The sequence below is a fragment of the Ruminococcus sp. genome, assembly GCF_017650195.1.
GTDB lineage: Bacteria > Bacillota > Clostridia > Oscillospirales > Ruminococcaceae > Ruminococcus.
Map to the genome: position 1 here is coordinate 15,646 of NZ_JAGCFH010000323.1, position 17,668 is coordinate 33,313.

Genomic DNA, 17,668 nt, shown 5'->3' on the forward strand with positions numbered 1-17,668 from the left:
TGGGCATATCATTCGACCCATCCGGTTATCTCGAAGATATCTGCAAACAGCTCCACATGGGCTAGGCCCTGCATAAAACCATCGTCGGTGCCGGTATCGAAACATACAACGGTATCCTCGTCGTCGATATCCACATATACGTTTTCGAGCTTGAGTATCTTGGCGAGCTCCTCAGCGTTGGAGCCCTCATAGTAGCCCTCGTCGATAAGCATACCTGATATCACAGTCTTGTTGCTGTCCAGCTTTGCAAGCTTTTTGGCGATATCCGAGAGCTTTTTCATGATAGTCTCCTCGTCCTCGGTATAGAAGCGGACTGTCATGGTCTTATCCCACAGCTTATATGGCAGTTCGAAGGCTTCCTCCTGCTCGTTGTACCTGATATTGCTCATATTCTCACCTTCTTTGCAACAGCGTTATTATAATTTATCAATAATATTCTTCCTCGTCTCCCTGAATAACAGCTCCGAGAGCTTCTGCTAACGGACGCATTACATCAGGAACATCTTCGTTTCGGCATGCAACGGTTATCATACCGTCTTCAAGCATGAATACAGCCTTACCAAATGAATACATATTATTCATTCCCATACTCATTGAAAGACCTGTTCTTGGATTTGTTATTGGCGGTTGGCTGAATTTCTCAACGCCATCAATGCTGAGAAGCTCATCTGCTGTTATCGGATCATCAGCACCGTCTGTCCAGTCTGTTCCTCTGAAAATATGCAGATTATAAGCCATAATTAACCTCCATAAAACAAAAAGGCCCTTACGCCTATGATTAGGCACAAGGGACGATAATTACCGTGGTTCCACCCTGATTCACACGGAGAGAAGCTCCGTATCTCAAGTGCTCTGTAACGGGAGCAGCCGGCGCTTATTGGGCGCACTCAGAGGCGGTGTGCTTGTTTCTGAACGCTGCTGCCTCGCACCGAACGGCAGCTCTCTGTGAGCGTTGTTGTCGAAAAAGCCTTCCTCATCGACGATTTATAATATTGTACAATCATCTTAGCACATATTTTGCCGTTTGTCAAGGGGGAGCAGCAAAAAAGGCTCTTAAGCGAGGTCATGATATTGCCTCGCATATATGAAAAAATATCCGATTAAGTCTTGTGGTATGTTAAGCTTAGCACCGGGGCTTGCTTTGGTGCCTGTTAATGCGATAAATCAGGATTTAATCGTAAAACGACAGCATTTTTTCAAAAGCTTTCTTCACTTCATTTTTGTTCTCACAAAACAAACGATTATCTATGCAGGATAAAGTGGAAAATGGCTTTTCATACAATGGCTTGAGGCTACTATATCAGCGCTGCACTTAAGTGTGCATAATTACTGTTGCAGTTATGCTGCATCCCTTTGTGTATCTTTACTGATTTCTGCTTATCGGATATCAGGTTACTAAGATGAGATTATGTCAAAAAGGACAAAAAAAGGGGTGCATAGCTGTTGAATTCAACAATTTGTTGAATCTCACGTTAAAAACAACAAATAAACGGGTTGAAATGCGTCAAAAAATGTGATATAATATGAACGATGTATTATTTGTGTAATGGACGAAAGCCGCTTTTGTTCATTGATTGTAAGATAAGGGAGATATAAATGAATATTGAAATAACAAGGATAAATCAAGGCATAGACAGTGACCCTGCAAGGTATATAAAGGCAGTGAACGAGGATTACCTCTACAAGCTGAAAAAAATAGCGGACGAGATAGCCGAGAACCGCATCGAGAAACCAGTAATACTCCTGTCGGGACCATCCGGCTCCGGCAAGACCACTACTGCGATGATGATAGAAAAGCTTCTTGACGATATGGGACATGAGACACACACCCTTTCAATGGACAACTGGTTCTGTCCGCTGACAGAGGCTGAGAAGGCTCTTGCGGCTGAGGGAAAAATGGACCTTGAATCGCCCCTGCGCGTAGACTGTGAGCTCCTTAACCGGCAGATAGAGGATATATGCGCCTGTCGTGAGATAGAGCTCCCGAAGTACAACTTCAAGACCTCGACCCGCTGCGGTTCAGGAAAGATGTTCAAAAGGAACAGGGACGAGCTGGTAATATTCGAGGGTATCCATGCGTTGAATCCTGCGGTAATAACGGTGCCGGACAGCATGATAAGCAAGATATACGTCAGCGTCCGCACGAGGATATCCGATGAGGATATACTGCTCCACCCGTCAAGGATACGTCTTATGCGCCGCATGATACGTGATAAGAACTTCCGTAAACGCTCTCTCCGTGAGACTATGAATATGTTCCACAGCGTGGAAGCCGGTGAGAACAAGTACATAATGCCATATAAGTACCGCTCCGATTATGATGTGGATACATTCATGTCATACGAGCTGTCAGTGTACCGCAATGACCTTATGCCTCAGTTACAGGAGCTTACCGACGTTCCCGAGGTATGCGAGTGCATAAAGGTGCTTGAAAAACTTGTACCGGTAGAAAAGGAAGACGTTACGCCGGATTCGCTGATATGCGAATTTATAGGCAACGGACAGTTCAAGTATTAGTGACCGGAAGAGGCAGAAAAAACTCTAAGTAATTATGCATTTTTCATCGGATAAAAAGATAGGAGACAAATTATGGAATATCTCGAAAATCGGGAGCTTTCATGGCTTAAATTCAACAAAAGGGTGCTTGAAGAGGCGACAGATCCTGATACTCCGCTTCTTGAAAGGCTTTCCTTTTCCGCTATATATCAGAGCAATTTAGACGAATTCTTCATGGTCCGGGTTGGATCCTTAACCGATAAGGCAAAGGAAAACGACGGAAAAAAAGACAAATTCTCCGGCATGACGCCCTCCCAGCAGCTTGACGCTGTATTTACGGCGGTGCGCAGGCTCCAGCCCTCGGTTGAGGAGGCTCTTAAAAAGACTATGAACGAGCTTGAGGCTCATGGTTTTGAGCACGTAAGCTTTGACAAAGCCACAAAGGAGGAGCAGGCTTTCCTTGAAATGTACTTCAAGCGCGAGCTGAAACCGTTTATATCGGGAATAGTCGTCAATGATGCTCTGCCCTTTCCCTTCCTCAGAAACAAGGAGATATACGCAGCTGTACAGCTGAGCGCGAAAAAGGGCGTATCTATAGGAATAATCCCAGCAAATACAAGCAGCTCCGAAAGAATAATACACCTCAGCCCCGACGGAAAGCGCTTTATACTTGAAGAGGAAGTTATACTCCGCTTTGCGCACCAGATGTTCAAGAACTACAAGGTTATAGACCGCGCCCTAATAAGAGTTACAAGGAGCGCTGATATTATGGTTTCCGGAAGAGGTCCGGAGTTCCGCAGACGAATGGAGGAGCTTGTTGACAAGCGCCAGCGCCTTGCTCCCGTGCGCCTTGAGATATCCGACGTTTTCAGCCGCGATGCCCTCGACTATATATGCAGAAAACTCAAGCTGAAAAACGTCCGAGTATTTACTTCGAGGATACCCCTCGACCTTTCTTATCTCTATACCCTTCAGGAATATGATACTGATCCGCAGCTCCACTATGTGCCGCGCTCACCGCGCAAGCCTGCGGCTCTTTCTGATACAAGACCTGTTTTTCAGCAGGTGAAGTCGAAGGATATACTTCTGAGCTATCCTTTTGAGTCTATAAATTTGTCATTTATCAGACTTTTGCAGGAGTCTGCCAACGACCCGAAGGTGGTCTCCATAAAGATAACCCTTTACCGTCTTGCACGTAACAGCAAGGTCATAGACGCTCTGTGTACTGCTGCCGAGCAGGGCAAGGAGGTACTCGTTATGATAGAGCTCCGCGCCCGTTTTGACGAGGAGAACAATATCGAGTGGTCGAAGCAGCTACAGGAGGCAGGCGTAAAGGTCATATACGGTCCCAAAGAGTACAAGGCACATTCAAAGCTGCTGCTTATTACACGTAAGGCTCAGGGCGGTGGCTATGACTACGTTACTCAGATAGGAACGGGTAATTATAACGAAAAGACGGCTGCTCTTTATACCGACCTCATGCTCCTCACTGCCGACAGGGATATCGCTGCCGACGCAGAGACTGTATTTGCATCTCTCCTCAGCGGCACATTCGTTGAAAGCACGAGAAAGCTCCTTATTTCACCCCTTGCGCTGAGACCTCAGGTGCTCGCTCTCATGGACGAGCAGATAGAGCTCGCCGAGAACGGCGGCAGCGGTTATATCGCTGCAAAGATAAATTCCCTCAACGATCCTGCTATTATCTCAAAGCTGATAGAGGCTTCGCAGGCAGGTGTAAAGGTGGAGCTCATAGTCCGCGGACTATGCTGCCTTATCCCAGGAGTACAGGGATTTACCGAGAATATATCCATACGCAGCATAGTGGGACGATTCCTCGAACACAGCCGTATCTTCATATTCGGAAAGGATGGCAGGTCGCAGAAGATATATATCGGCTCAGCTGATTATATGAGCAGGAACACTGTCCGCCGCGTGGAGGTGGCAGTTCCAGTTGAGGACGAAAGGCTGAGAAAACGTATCCGCGATATGTTCCGCACCATGATGCGCGACAATGTAAAGGCAAGGATATTGCTCAGCGACGGAAAGTACGTACGAGAGAGAAGAAGCCGTGAAAAGCCGCTGAATTCTCAGGAGTATTTCTATGAAGAGGCTTACAGGCGCCTTGAGGACAAAAGCTCCAGACAGAAACAGCTCCGCGTCAACCGCGAAAGGAGCGCTTCCGGAAAGGCAGTAAAAAAGTCTACCGCGGTAAAAAAGGCTGCAAAGGCTCCGGTAAAGCGCGGAAGGAAGAAAAAAGGAGAATAAACTGTAAGTTACTTGAAATTTAAACAAAATACTTGAAAAAAAACATGGTTTATGGTATAATTATTTCTATACCGTTAAGGTATGTTTTGCAGCAAAAAAATCATTCGAGGTTTGAATAATGATTGGATATTATAATTACACGGTCATTCTAACATACATAAGCCTCATTTCGTCGATGATTGGTATGCTCTTTGCGGCAGGATTCGGCGGAATGGGAGATCATCCTGAATATGCCATAATATGCCTTATGGTATCGGGACTGTGCGATATGTTTGACGGTAAGGTCGCCCGTACAAAAAAAGACCGTACCGAAAGCGAAAAGAAGTTCGGCATACAGATAGATTCGCTTTGCGACGTAATCTGCTTCGGAGTGCTTCCTTCCATTATAGGCTATTCCGTAGGCATGAGGGACTGGTGCGATTTGCCTGTGCTGCTGCTCTTCCCTCTGTGCGCTGTTATAAGGCTCGCCTATTTTAACGTGGCTGAAGAGGAAAGGCAGTCAAAGACCTCAGAGAACCGCAAGGTATATGAGGGTCTGCCGGTTACCAGCGTAGCGCTGATACTTCCGTTGCTGTACAGCTTTCATAAGGATATCGGAGACTGGTTTCCAGAGGTATACGGAGGATCGTTATTAATCATTGCTATAGCATTCATCACCAGATTCAAGGTGAAGAAGCCCAGCATGAAAACGATGCTCGGCTTTATCGGAGTGGGAGTTCTCGAGCTTATATGGATGCTGTATAAGACAAAAACAAAGTAAAACAGAGGGCTGCTGCGGGATGCGGCAGCCTTTTTCAGCAAAAAAGCCTTTACTTTATGGATTTTATGCTGTATAATACCATTATACGGAAGGGAGACATGATATGAAAAGAACTGTAACGCTCGTACTGACAATGGCGTTTATGGCGCTGTCCCTCTGTTGCTGCGGCGCAAAGCGCGATCCGAAGTATATCGGCAAGTGGGAGGCGACGTCCATGACAGTCAACGGAAATGCTATGGATAATTTTGTCGGAGTACCCATCGGTGCACTTTTCCGCTTTGAGATATTTGAAAACGGAAAGGTGACATGGCAGTCGCCTGTTGACAATAAGATACTCCAGAACGCCAATTCTGATAAGGAGATAACATGGAAGGAAAAGGAAGAAAATATACTTCAGTTCAAGGTAAAGGATCTTACCGGAAATAATGCCGACGAGATGATGACTCTTTATTACCGCGATGAAATGCTGGTTATTGAAGGAGAAGGCTCGTCTATAGATATCAAAAAAGTCGAAGAATTCACGGAAATAGACCCCGATGCTCTCAACAGCGCTGCAAGCGTTATACAGAACTTCGGTGTGACACAGTAAAAAAAGGAGCATATATGAGAAAGTTTTTTTGTTTTTGTATTTCAGCCGTCCTGCTTGCAGGAGCTTTCTGCGGCTGTACATCGAAAAATCAGGGAGGCAACGACAACGGTCAGCCTACGACGGCGGAAGCAACTACAGAACAGGTAACTGCTACGGAAGCCGATACGGGGCCTGTTGATAATTCTGCAGCACCATTCATCGGTAAGTGGGAGACCTACAAGGTCTCAGTCAATGGAGATGTATACGAGTCTGTCTATGCAGGCTATCCGCTGAGCTCTATCGCAAAGCTGGTTATAAAAGAGGACAATACCGCGGAGTATATAGACAACCTCAACCCTCATGGCAAGGAGAGGGTCCTTGAGTACAAATGGAGTATAACCTCGGATAAGAACGGCAGCGATGTGCTTCACCTGCTGAGCCCTGATGAAAGGCTCGACTGCGTGGTGAATCAGGGCGAGATGACGATGACTAACCCTGATATGAGCGATGAAACGGATATATATTATCTTTTGTCCGTAAGTGAGTTTACGGAGGTAGAAAAGAACACAGAGGCTGGTCTCGACAAGGTGGATTTCAGCCGTTTCATGGGAAAATGGGAAGCCAGCCATGTGACTATGGGTGAGGAAGAGTACGACGAAAAGCTGGGCGAATATCCGGTATATGCAGCCTTCCGCTTAGAGCTTAAAAAAGACCATACTGCCGAAATGACTATAATCGGCGATATACAGGAATACGAATGGGAACCGGAAACTAAGGACCAGCTCTATATGTGGAGCGATTATGAGGGCTTTGTAATAAAGATCGAGAGCGGCAGTCTTGTCATCGACGATGAGATGGGACTTGTGATAAAGCTGAAAAAGGTGAATGAATTCACTGAGTACGACTTTGAAGCCGTGGGAGACAGCATTCCCGACGAGAATATACTCCTTGAACCCGAGGAGGAAGCTACAACATGACCAAAAAGGATCGCCATGTGCGGTCCTTTTTATTTTTTCCGCGATTTTTTGATATTTCCCTTTGACATCGGGGACATAGAATGTTATAATATTTTTATATGGATTTTATCAGGAACGTCCTTTTTCAGAGCATTATCCTCATGCCGGAGGGACGGTGAAAAGGAGAGATATTATGCATAAGGAATTCTTGATGGGAAATGCCGCTATCGCAAGAGGAGCGCTTGCGGCAGGTCTTAACGTTGTTTCGGGATATCCCGGTACTCCCTCCACAGAGGTGCTGGAGACCGCTGCAAAGCTCAAAGATGGCTCGGTATACGTTGAGTGGTCGGTAAACGAAAAGGCTGCTCTTGAGGTCGGAGCAGGCGCTGCATACAGCGGTGCACGTTCAATGGTGACCATGAAGCAGGTGGGGCTCAATGTAGCGTCGGATCCGCTCATGAGCCTTGCATATATAGGAGTGAAGGGCGGTATGGTAATATTAGTTGCCGACGACCCGGGTCCTATATCCTCTCAGACAGAGCAGGATACCCGTCATTTCGCTTCATATTCAAAACTTCCCTGCTTTGACCCTTCATCGGTGCAGGAGGCATATAACATGATACAGGAGGCTTTTGAGTACTCTGAGAAATACCATACTCCGGTACTTTTCAGGCCCACAACGAGAGTCTGTCACGGCTACGCTTCAATTGAAGTCAAGGACGAGAGCGAGTACAAGGTAAACAAGCCTGAGGGTTTTGTGAAGGACTCCTCAAAATGGGTGATTTTTCCGCGCCTTTCGTATAACGCACATATACATATCGAGGAACGCAATGTTGAGCTTTCTCAGGTATTCTCAGATTACAAACGCAATATTATCACAGACGCTGACGATAAGGGCTGCCGGAAGGGTATCGCTACCCACGGCATAAGCTATACCTATACTATGGAGGCTCTTCGAGGAAAGTCCGCACCTAGAGTGTTCAAGGTGTCTACTCCTTTCCCGTTCCCGGAGCAGGCTGCGGTGAAGTTCCTCGAAGGACTTGATGAGGTTCTATGTATCGAGGAACTTGACCCTATCATAGAGCGTGAACTCATATATATCTGTGGAAAGTATCATCTGAATACGAAGATACTGGGCAAGCTTACGCATAATGTTAAGACCGCAGGAGAAAATACCTGTGTTTCCGTAGCTGCGAATATCGCTGATCTCATGGGTTGGGAGAAGCCTGCCGCAACTGAGACCGAAACGCCCCCTGAGCTTCCCGTAAGACCGCCGGTGCTCTGTGCTGGCTGTCCTCACAGAGCCTCTTTCTTCGCCGTAAAGGAAGCAATGAAGGGCAAAAAGAGTGTTTTCTGCGGAGATATCGGCTGCTATACTCTCGGAAACGCGATGCCTCTCGATATGGTGGATACCTGCCTCTGTATGGGCGCAGGTGTGAACATCACACAAGGCATCGGCAGGATAGAACCAGATACTAACTGTTTCGCATTTGTCGGAGACTCCACATTCTTTGCTTCCGCTATAACGGGAGCTGTAAATGCAGTGTACAATCAGGCAAATATGACTCTTGTAGTTCTTGACAACTCCACCACGGCAATGACCGGTCATCAGCCTCACCCCGGTACAGGACGTACCATGATGGGCGAGGTAGTTGAAAAGGTGAGCATACAGGAGGTTCTCAAAGGCGTTGGCGTAAAGACCGTGGAGACTGTAAATCCTCTTGAACTCAATAAGGCTATCGATACGGTAAAGCGTGTAGCCGCTGAAAAGGGCGTAAAAGCTATAGTGTTCAAGTCACCATGCGCTGTCCTAATAAAGGGCAATCGACCGGCAGTTATAGACCCAGGTAAATGCGTGACCTGCAAAAAGTGCATAAATACCCTCGGCTGTCCGGGTATCGTACTCAAAGACGGCATGGTCACTATCGAAAATTCGCTCTGTACGGGCTGCGGACTCTGTTCGCAGGTATGTCCCTTTGGAGCAATAGGAGGCGGCGAAGATGCAGAGTAATATCCTTATATGCGGCGTAGGCGGTCAGGGAATAGTCCTTACCTCAAAGCTCATAGCCGCAACTGCTATGGAGCATGATATACCAGTAATGAGTGCCGAAACTATAGGTATGGCTCAGAAAGGTGGAAGCGTTTTCAGCTTCCTGAGACTGGGCGACGACATCTACTGTCCAATGTTCCCGGAAAAGACTGCTGATATAATAATCGGCTTCGAGCCTGCCGAGGCTGTGCGTATGCTGCCCTACCTGAAGGACGGCGGACAGGTGGTGGTAAATACACATCCCATAATGCCAGTCACGGCAACTCTTAAAGGATCCTCCTATACTGGTCAAGAAATGATAGAGTATCTCAAGCGCAATGTGAAGGATCTCCTCCTTGTTGACGGCATAAAAGCCTGCGAGGAATTAGGCTCGCCCAAGGTGCTGAATATGATAATGCTGGGCGCGTCGGTCAGAAACGGCGTACTGCCGTTCTCGGTGGACGACATAGAGGAGACCATGAAAAAGACGGTCAAACCGCAGTTCGTGGAACTTAACAGCAAGGCACTCCGTTATACTAGTTGAGAATTTATTATTAAAATCTGTCAGCGAAACTGGCACAATAATTCTCAATTATCAATTCTAAATTATCAATTGATTACGAATTAAATGAAAGGACAGATAAAAATGCAGATATCACAGAAACAGCTCGACCTCGTCAATGACCGTATTCGTGCTCTTGTTGAGGCAGGTAGCTTCTATGGCAAAAAGCTTGCGGAGGCAGGCGTATCACACGTTGACACTCCCGAGGACTTCACAAAGCTCCCCTTCTCGGAGAAGAAGGACCTTCGTGATGCTTACCCTCTCGGACTTATGACTGCTCCCGAGGAGGAGATAGTACGTATACACTCGTCATCGGGAACTACGGGTACTCCCGTAATTATCCCCTACACAGCAAAGGATGTTGACGACTGGGCTATCATGTTTAAGCGTTGCTACGAAACAGCAGGCATAACGAATATGGATAGGATACAGATAACTCCCGGCTACGGTCTATGGACAGCAGGTATCGGCTTCCAGAACGGCGCCGAGAAGCTTGGTGCTATGGTAATACCTATGGGTCCAGGAAACACCGACAAGCAGCTTGAAATGATGCAGGCTATGAAGAGCACCGTTCTCTGCTCAACTTCTTCTTACGCTCTCCTCCTTGCAGAGGAGATACAGAAGCGTGGTATCAAGGACAAGATACATCTCAAAAAGGGCGTTATCGGCTCGGAGCGCTGGAGCGATAAGATGCGCGAGCGTATCCACAATGAGCTTGGTATAGAGCTTTTCGATATCTATGGACTTACCGAGATATACGGTCCCGGAATTGGTATTAACTGCCCTGGTGAAAAGGCTATGCATTACTGGGACGACTTCCTTTACATAGAGATAATTGACCCCAAGACAGGTGAGAACGTTCCCGACGGCGAAATGGGCGAGATAGTAATAACTACCCTTGTGAAGGAGGGCGCTCCTCTTATAAGATACAGGACACACGACCTTTCAAGAATAGTCCCCGGCAAGTGTAAGTGCGGACGCTGCTATCCGAGGATCGACGTTATCATGGGACGTACCGACGACATGATGAAGATCAAGGGCGTAAACGTATTCCCCAGCCAGATAGAGGAGGTACTGGGTACGTTCAGCGAAATATCCAGCGAGTATCAGATACGTATCTCTCACCTTGACGGAAAGGATACAATGCGTATCTACGTTGAATCCACAGGAGATGTGGACTTTGATGCTCTCAGCAAGAAAATAGCTGAAAAGGTAAAGAGCAGGATTGGCTTCACACCTATAGTAAAGGTGGTAGAGGTAGGCGTTCTCCCGAGAAGCATGAAGAAGACTGCCCGTGTTATCGACGAGAGATTTGACTGATGAGAAAATGTATTACCGCAGCCGTTATGGCTGCTCTGCTTGCCGTTTACTTTGCAGCAGGCTGTTCAGACCATAATACTGATAATTACAGCGAGCCGGATGAGATTACGACTACTGATGCTGTTACAACGGCTGAGACTGTCATAACTGTCGCAGAGCCTTCAACAAAGCCGGAAAAGGTGATACCCGGTGACTTTGGAACCCCATCAGAGGAGACGGAGAAGAATCGTCCTCAGTTCGTATACATTATGGATGGCGGCTCTTACGTTTACCTTTCCGGAAAGAACGGTCAGAATGGCAGGGAGGACGTGTATATCCTTGACGACCGCAAGGGACATACCGAGGAGCTCCATCTGCCTGCAAAGAGTTTAGTGTTGTATACCGACGGAAAATCGTTGTATTACTACTCTTCCGGCGAGGGCATATGCGAGTACAGGGACGGAAAGACAAAGGTCATCATAAAGGACTCCACAGACGGAGGTAGTACTGCCCGTGAACGGGAGGAATTCTTCTTTGCGAAAGATAGAATATACTTTACATGTCCGACCGACAGCGGCACTGTTATAAGGTCTGCGGACTATTCGGGAAAGCTCTCCGGCGAGGAGTACAGTCTTGAGTACAAGAACGCGCATATTGTTGGTTTCACTGAGGTCAGCGGAAAGAACTCACTTGTGTGCTCATATCGCATAAGCATAAACGAGTATATTCGCGTGTTCGGTGAAAATGGAGCCTATGTGGATATAAAGTCCGGAGAAAGCCCGTACATTGTCGGCGATAAGCTGTACTACATAAAGGATCGACGCCTCTGCCGAAATGATCTGTCAGGCAGATCCGAGGAATACATCACCGACATGGGCAGTATAAGTAGCTATTGCTTTTTCGGAGATAAGCTGTACTATTCAGACTCGGCGGCAGTCTATGCTGTGGACAGAGATGGAAAGACTAAGGAGATACTTAGCGCAGGCGGCATTGAAGGGACAGATTTCATCGACGGTATCTGTACAGCTGGCGGCAGGCTCTTTGTGAGCGGAGGCTCAGGAGCTTTCAATCACAGTCTTGCGGAAATAGATGAAAATGGCAAGGTGACCGAAAAGATACATTCTGATAAATGATATGAACGAAAATGAGTTATTTTACCTATTACTGTTTCTTTGCGGTATACTGTTTGCTATATGGCTGTACAGGAAGTTCCGCAAACCAGATATAACAAAGCTGTTTACTGCAAAGACCATACTTACCGACAGGGAGTATGAATTTTACAAGCGGCTAAAACCTCTTGCGGACGAGTACGGGCTGAACATATACGCAAAGGTGCGGCTTGCTGACCTTATCGAGCCCAAACCCAAGGAAGAGAACCCCTTCTGGATGGAGTGCTTCAATAAAATAAAGTCGAAGCATATCGACTTTGCCCTTGCTGATGAGGAAACGGCTATAGTTGCGCTTATAGAGCTTGACGATACCTCCCATTCACGTCCAGACCGTGAAGAGCGGGACGACTTTGTCAACGCCGTACTTGAAAATACGGGATATACGCTTCTCAGAACGTATGGGGAGCTGGATGTCATAGAGGAATACCTAAGATAATTAAAAAGGACTGCTCTGCAGCCCTTTTTTATATGCTCGCTTTTTTCTGTATCATCATAATCGCGGCCAAAAGCAGGAGAACGGCGGATATCCATATAGTTCTTATGCCTAACATATAGGAAACTACTCCGCCGAAGCCTGCGCCTATGGCAAAGAAAAGGATTATACCGAAGAAATGCAGGGATTTGAATAATGCATCCTTGTTCTTGCTGCGCAGATACTGAGAAAAGCTCTCTGTACCGCTTCTAAGGTTTCCGATACACATCGTGCTCGCATAGCCGTAGCCCCTGACTGTCCTAAAGGTCTGGACCTGCATTGCGCAGGCAAAGGATACCAGCATATTTGCCGGTATATCAAGTTTTGATGACATAACTCCCACCACTGCAAGAACTATCATTTCAATGAGTATGATAATCTGCCTCCAGTGGAAAGATTTGCTGTCCTTGTATCTGTTTTCGATTCTTTCGGCTATGAAGATACCTAGCGCAAATGCTGCAAGAGGTCCCATATAATGCAGTCCCCTGGCTATTTCCCCTTGCATGAAACTTTGGCTCATAAGTACCACATTGCCTGTCTGGGCATTTGCAAAGACTCTTCCTCTGACGTTGTAGGTATATGCGTCCTGCAATCCGCCGGAGAAGGAAAGTAATGCGCTCAATACAAAGCTTTCGGATGTCTGCATAGCTTCTCTCCTAACTAAAAAAGCCATAGTACAGTGATACTATGACTTTTTTTATTATTCTCAGAATACCATTTTTGCTTCAAGGTAAGCAACAAGGTCATTGATATTTACTCTTTCCTGCTGCATTGTATCACGGTCACGGACTGTTACACAGTTGTCTTTTTCAAGAGTATCAAAATCGTAAGTGATACAGAAAGGAGTGCCTATCTCGTCCTGACGGCGGTATCTCTTGCCGATAGTGCCTGCCTCATCGAAGTCAACCATGAACTTCTTGGAGAGCATATCGTATACCTCTTCAGCCTTGGGTGAGAGCTTCTTGACGAGCGGAAGTACTGCTGCCTTGAAGGGAGCAAGTGCAGGATGGAAGTGCATAACTGTTCTTGTTTCCTTCTTCTCGTTGCCGTCCTTGTCTGTGGAAACTATCTCCTCCTCGTCGTAAGCTTCTGTAACTACAGAGAGGAAGAGTCTCTCTACGCCGAGAGAAGGCTCGATAACATAGGGGATATATTTCTCGTTGGTCTCAGGGTCAAAGTATTCAAGAGACTTGCCGCTTGTGTTGATATGCTGTGTGAGGTCGTAGTCAGTTCTGTCAGCAACGCCCCAGAGCTCGCCCCAGCCGAAGGGGAAGAGGTACTCGAAGTCTGTAGTTGCCTTTGAGTAGAAGCAGAGCTCCTCCTTGTCGTGGTCGCGGAGACGGATATTCTCCTCCTTGAGACCGAGGGAAAGCAGAAAGTTCTTGCAGTAGCTTCTCCAGTAGTCGAACCACTCAAGGTCAGTTCCGGGCTTGCAGAAGAATTCAAGCTCCATCTGCTCGAACTCACGTACACGGAAGATGAAGTTTCCGGGAGTTATCTCGTTACGGAAGGACTTGCCTACCTGAGCAACTCCGAATGGTACTTTTTTACGTGTAGTTCTCTGTATATTAGCGAAGTTTACGAAGATACCCTGCGCAGTTTCAGGACGGAGATAGAGCTCCGACTTGCTGTCCTCTGTAACGCCCTGGAAGGTCTTGAACATAAGGTTGAACTGACGGATATCGGTGAAGTTCTGCTTGCCGCAGTTAGGACATGTAATGCCTTTTTCTTTTATGTAGTTCATCATCTGCTCGTTTGACCAGCCTGCAACGTTGGTTCCGTCAAAGTCCTCGATGAGATTGTCTGCACGGTGACGGGTCTTGCACTCCTTACAGTCCATGAGGGGGTCGGAGAAACCGCCGATATGTCCGGAAGCTACCCATGTCTGAGGATTCATGAGAATAGCTGAATCAAGACCCACGTTGTACTTGTTCTCCTGAACGAATTTCTTCATCCATGCTCTCTTGATGTTGTTTTTGAGCTCAACACCCAGCGGACCGTAGTCCCATGTATTTGCAAGACCGCCGTATATCTCGGATCCGGGGTATACAAAGCCCTTTGATTTACAAAGGTCAACGATCTTATCCATTACTTTTTCATTGTTTTTAAGCATAATGAGCAACCTCGCTTTTATTTATTAATAGTCAACTTATATTTTACCGCATAGTTAATGAAATGTCAAGTGCTTATTAGTCATGCAATGGCACAGACTTTGCGCTAATTGAAGAAGGTGAAGCCTGAAGCGAAGAGTGCGGCTCCGATAAGCACAGCAAAAAATATCACCTTTTTTATCTTGTGCTTTATCTTTATGAGTATTATCAGTACGATGATAAATAAAATTATAGCCCAGTACTGCGAGATAAAACCGGTTAAACTGTTGATAATAGCGTCCATATTAAAAATCTCCTTATTATTTATCGTTGTTTTTCTTCCCTTTATCATTAAGGAACTCCGCGATTATGTATCTCGGGCGCTGTTTCACTTCAGCGTAAATTCTGCCGATGTACTCGCCTATGATGCCGAGACAGAAGAGCTGCAAACCACCTATCAGCCATATCGAGCACATCGTACTCGACCAGCCATGTACCGTGAAGCCGGCTATCTTAGTAATAAATGCCCATACAAACGCAATAACGCTGACGGCGGACATTATAAGTCCGAGAGCTGTGATCAGCCTGAGGGGTTTTGTACTGAATGAGGTTATGCCATTCATGGCAAAGGAAAGCATTTTTCTCAGTGAGTACTTGCTCCTGCCTGTAGCTCTTTCGCGGCGCTCGTAGTACACCTTACAGCTCTGGAAGCCTATGAGCGGTATCATACCGCGCAGGAAGAGATTCACTTCCCGGAACCCCTCCAGCTCATGCAGCACCCTTTTGCTCATAAGGCGGAAATCCCCGTGATTGTAGACAACATTGGCGCCCATTGTTTTCATTAACCTGTAAAAGCTCTCCGCAGTGAATTTTTTGAAGAAGCTGTCGTTATCCCTTGCACTCCTTACACCGTATACCACCTGATTGCCATCGTAGTACTTTTTAACCATTTCGTCAACGGCATTTATATCGTCCTGTAAATCTGCATCCATAGTTATGCACATATCGCATATATCCTTAATGGTCATGAGACCTGCGAGGACTGCGTTCTGGTGACCGTTGTTGCGGGCGAGGTCGATACCGGAAAAAAGCTTAGGCTGGGTATTATGCAGTTCCTTTATTATGTTCCATGTCTGATCGGAGGAGCCATCGTTTACGAAGACTATGCGGCTGTCTGGAGATATGAGCTTTTCCGAGATAAGAGCCATATATTTTGCTTTAAGCTGGTCAGCGGTCTGCCGGAGTACTTCCTGCTCGTTATAGCACGGGACTACTGTGTAGAGTATCTCGGGGGAATCCATAGCTTTTCCTTTCGTTGTAAAATTTTTATTTAAGTATATCACAGCAGCTGGGATATGTCAATAAAGCCATTAGTCCCAACATGCTAAAAAACCCGTGAACGACTTTAGTGATGATAGCGTTCACGGGTTTTTATCACTTCTTCTCGGAGTTGATGAACATATCGTATATCCTGCGGATAGCCTCGGGGAGGTCGTTTTCGCTTACACCGATGATAACATTAAGCTCACTGGAGCCCTGATCTATCATCTTTACGTTGATACGAGCATGAGCCATAGAAGCAAAGATACGTGCAACTGTACCCCTTGTGTTCTTCATTCTGCGTCCCACTACTGCAAGGAGAGCGATACCGTCCTCTATTTCGAGGTGGTCGGGGTCAACAGCTTTGCGGAGGTCTGCAAGCACCTTGTCGCGGACAGGGTCTAGCTTTTCGGTGCTGAGAGTAATGCTCATGGTGTCAATACCGGATGGCATATGCTCGAAGGAAAGTCCATTGTCGTAGAGGACCTTGAGCACCTTCATACCGAAGCCGGTCTCGTTGTTCATCATGGCTTTTTCGATATTGATGGTGCTGAATCCTTTCTTGCCGGCGATACCTGTGATAGTATGCTTTACGCTTTCCTTGCTGAAATCGAAATCATCGCCCACTATCATAGTTCCTGCGTCCTCAGGGGAGTTTGTATTTCTTATGTTTATAGGTATACCTGCTGAGCGCACGGGGAATATAGCGTCCTCGTGAAGAACTGAGGCTCCCATGTAAGCGAGCTCACGGAGCTCACGGTAAGTAATTACTTCTATAACGTCTGGAGTATCGACTATTCTGGGGTCTGCAACGAGGAATCCGGAAACGTCGGTCCAGTTTTCGTATATATCAGCCTTTACCGCATTTGCGATTATAGAGCCGGTAACGTCTGAGCCACCGCGTGAGAATGTCTTTATGAAGCCCTCGGTAGTCCTTCCATAGAAACCAGGGATAACGGCGTTGTCAAGACCACTGAGCTTTTCGCGTACAGCCTTTACGGTCTCGTCAAGAAGGAGCACTCCTTTCGTGTCGAATACGATTATATCAGCGGCGTCAACGAAGGTAAAGCCGAGGTATTTAGCCAACACCTTGCCATTGAGGTACTCTCCGCGGCTTGCAGCAAAGTCCTTTGAAGGGCGCTTTTTGAGCTCGTCTGCGATAGCGCTGAACTCCTCTTCAAGGGACATATCTATATCCAGCTCGGATATTATACCGTTGTATCTGTCCTTTATGATACCAAACTCCTTTGAGAAGTCCATGCCGCTTCCTGCAATCTCTCCGCATTTATACAGCATATCTGTGATCTTTATATCATCAGAAAAGCGCTTTCCGGGAGCAGACGGAACAACGTATCTGCGTCTTGCGTCGCTCTTGATTATAGCTGCTACCTTTCTGAACTGATTGGCGTCTGCAAGGGAGCTTCCGCCGAACTTGACTACCTTATCATTCATATATATCATTCCTTTATAATTTTTGATGATTTTACAGTAATATCTATTATATGCTTTTTTGTCCCTGAAATCAATTGACATAAAGCCAAAAATCAGGCAGATATGAAACTGTGTTTTTGGTGAATACGCTTGTACGCCAGTGGTGGACAATTTTGGGGTAAGAAATATGCGGAGTATTCCTCCGCATATTTGTAAAAACGCTTATTCCTCCAGCTGCTTTTCGTTTCGCT

17 protein-coding genes are annotated in these 17,668 nt (G+C 46.5%); 10 read left to right on the plus strand and 7 right to left on the minus strand.

Annotated elements, in window-relative coordinates; translation table 11 throughout:
• Positions 1–8: 8 nt before the first annotated feature.
• Together J6U00_RS14440 and J6U00_RS14445 are read right to left on the minus strand one after the other, a co-directional pair.
• Positions 9–389 carry a hypothetical protein gene (locus J6U00_RS14440; protein ID WP_296583014.1) on the minus strand — a complete coding sequence of 127 codons (381 nt, stop codon included), beginning with the start codon at positions 387–389 and terminating at the stop codon, positions 9–11.
• Positions 390–426: 37 nt separating this feature from the next.
• Positions 427–738 carry a hypothetical protein gene (locus tag J6U00_RS14445; protein WP_296583017.1) on the minus strand — a complete coding sequence of 104 codons (312 nt, stop codon included), beginning with the start codon at positions 736–738 and terminating at the stop codon, positions 427–429.
• A gap of 858 nt (positions 739–1,596) precedes the next feature.
• Here J6U00_RS14445 and J6U00_RS14450 point away from each other — a divergent pair.
• The 10 genes from J6U00_RS14450 (at position 1,597) to J6U00_RS14495 (ending at position 12,540) form a co-directional block, all read left to right on the plus strand.
• Entirely contained in the window at positions 1,597–2,517 is a 921-nt protein-coding gene (locus J6U00_RS14450) for an adenylyl-sulfate kinase (RefSeq protein WP_296583020.1), read from the plus strand.
• A 72-nt stretch (positions 2,518–2,589) separates the two neighbouring features.
• A complete protein-coding gene (gene ppk1, locus J6U00_RS14455) occupies positions 2,590–4,761 on the plus strand; it encodes a polyphosphate kinase 1 (RefSeq protein WP_296583022.1) in 2,172 nt (723 codons plus the stop codon).
• A 118-nt stretch (positions 4,762–4,879) separates the two neighbouring features.
• Positions 4,880–5,521 (plus strand): CDP-alcohol phosphatidyltransferase family protein, encoded by a 642-nt coding sequence (locus J6U00_RS14460; RefSeq protein ID WP_296583024.1) that lies wholly within the window; start codon positions 4,880–4,882, stop codon positions 5,519–5,521.
• A gap of 103 nt (positions 5,522–5,624) precedes the next feature.
• A complete protein-coding gene (locus J6U00_RS14465; protein WP_296583025.1) occupies positions 5,625–6,110 on the plus strand; it encodes a hypothetical protein in 486 nt (161 codons plus the stop codon).
• 14 nt (positions 6,111–6,124) lie between these two features.
• A complete protein-coding gene (locus tag J6U00_RS14470) occupies positions 6,125–7,066 on the plus strand; it encodes a hypothetical protein (protein ID WP_296583026.1) in 942 nt (313 codons plus the stop codon).
• 172 nt (positions 7,067–7,238) lie between these two features.
• Complete coding sequence (gene iorA, locus J6U00_RS14475; protein ID WP_296583029.1) at positions 7,239–9,056, plus strand: indolepyruvate ferredoxin oxidoreductase subunit alpha; 1,818 nt, start codon at positions 7,239–7,241, stop codon at positions 9,054–9,056.
• Positions 9,046–9,618 (plus strand): indolepyruvate oxidoreductase subunit beta, encoded by a 573-nt coding sequence (locus J6U00_RS14480; RefSeq protein WP_296583031.1) that lies wholly within the window; start codon positions 9,046–9,048, stop codon positions 9,616–9,618. Before iorA ends, J6U00_RS14480 begins: the two co-directional genes overlap by 11 nt.
• 102 nt (positions 9,619–9,720) lie before the next feature.
• Positions 9,721–10,956 (plus strand): phenylacetate--CoA ligase, encoded by a 1,236-nt coding sequence (locus tag J6U00_RS14485; protein ID WP_296583034.1) that lies wholly within the window; start codon positions 9,721–9,723, stop codon positions 10,954–10,956.
• Complete coding sequence (locus J6U00_RS14490) at positions 10,956–12,068, plus strand: hypothetical protein (protein ID WP_296583037.1); 1,113 nt, start codon at positions 10,956–10,958, stop codon at positions 12,066–12,068. Before J6U00_RS14485 ends, J6U00_RS14490 begins: the two co-directional genes overlap by 1 nt.
• Position 12,069: 1 nt before the next feature.
• The gene (locus tag J6U00_RS14495; protein ID WP_296583039.1) at positions 12,070–12,540 is read left to right on the plus strand and encodes a DUF2726 domain-containing protein; all 471 of its coding nucleotides are present in this window, start codon (positions 12,070–12,072) and stop codon (positions 12,538–12,540) included.
• 28 nt (positions 12,541–12,568) lie between these two features.
• On the opposite strand, the gene J6U00_RS14500 is transcribed toward J6U00_RS14495, so the two are convergent.
• The 5 genes from J6U00_RS14500 to J6U00_RS14520 form a co-directional block, all read right to left on the minus strand.
• Positions 12,569–13,222 (minus strand): YoaK family protein, encoded by a 654-nt coding sequence (locus tag J6U00_RS14500; RefSeq protein WP_296583041.1) that lies wholly within the window; start codon positions 13,220–13,222, stop codon positions 12,569–12,571.
• 60 nt (positions 13,223–13,282) lie between these two features.
• Positions 13,283–14,689 carry a glycine--tRNA ligase gene (locus J6U00_RS14505; protein WP_296583044.1) on the minus strand — a complete coding sequence of 469 codons (1,407 nt, stop codon included), beginning with the start codon at positions 14,687–14,689 and terminating at the stop codon, positions 13,283–13,285.
• A gap of 104 nt (positions 14,690–14,793) precedes the next feature.
• On the minus strand, positions 14,794–14,970 hold the full coding sequence (locus J6U00_RS14510; protein WP_296583047.1) for a hypothetical protein: 177 nt from the start codon (positions 14,968–14,970) through the stop codon (positions 14,794–14,796).
• A gap of 16 nt (positions 14,971–14,986) precedes the next feature.
• Positions 14,987–15,967, minus strand: a complete 981-nt coding sequence (locus J6U00_RS14515; RefSeq protein WP_296583050.1) for a glycosyltransferase family 2 protein — start codon at positions 15,965–15,967, stop codon at positions 14,987–14,989.
• 133 nt (positions 15,968–16,100) lie between these two features.
• Positions 16,101–17,438: an aspartate kinase gene (locus tag J6U00_RS14520; RefSeq protein ID WP_296583053.1), complete on the minus strand. Its 1,338-nt coding sequence runs from the start codon at positions 17,436–17,438 to the stop codon at positions 16,101–16,103.
• Positions 17,439–17,668: the final 230 nt, after the last annotated feature.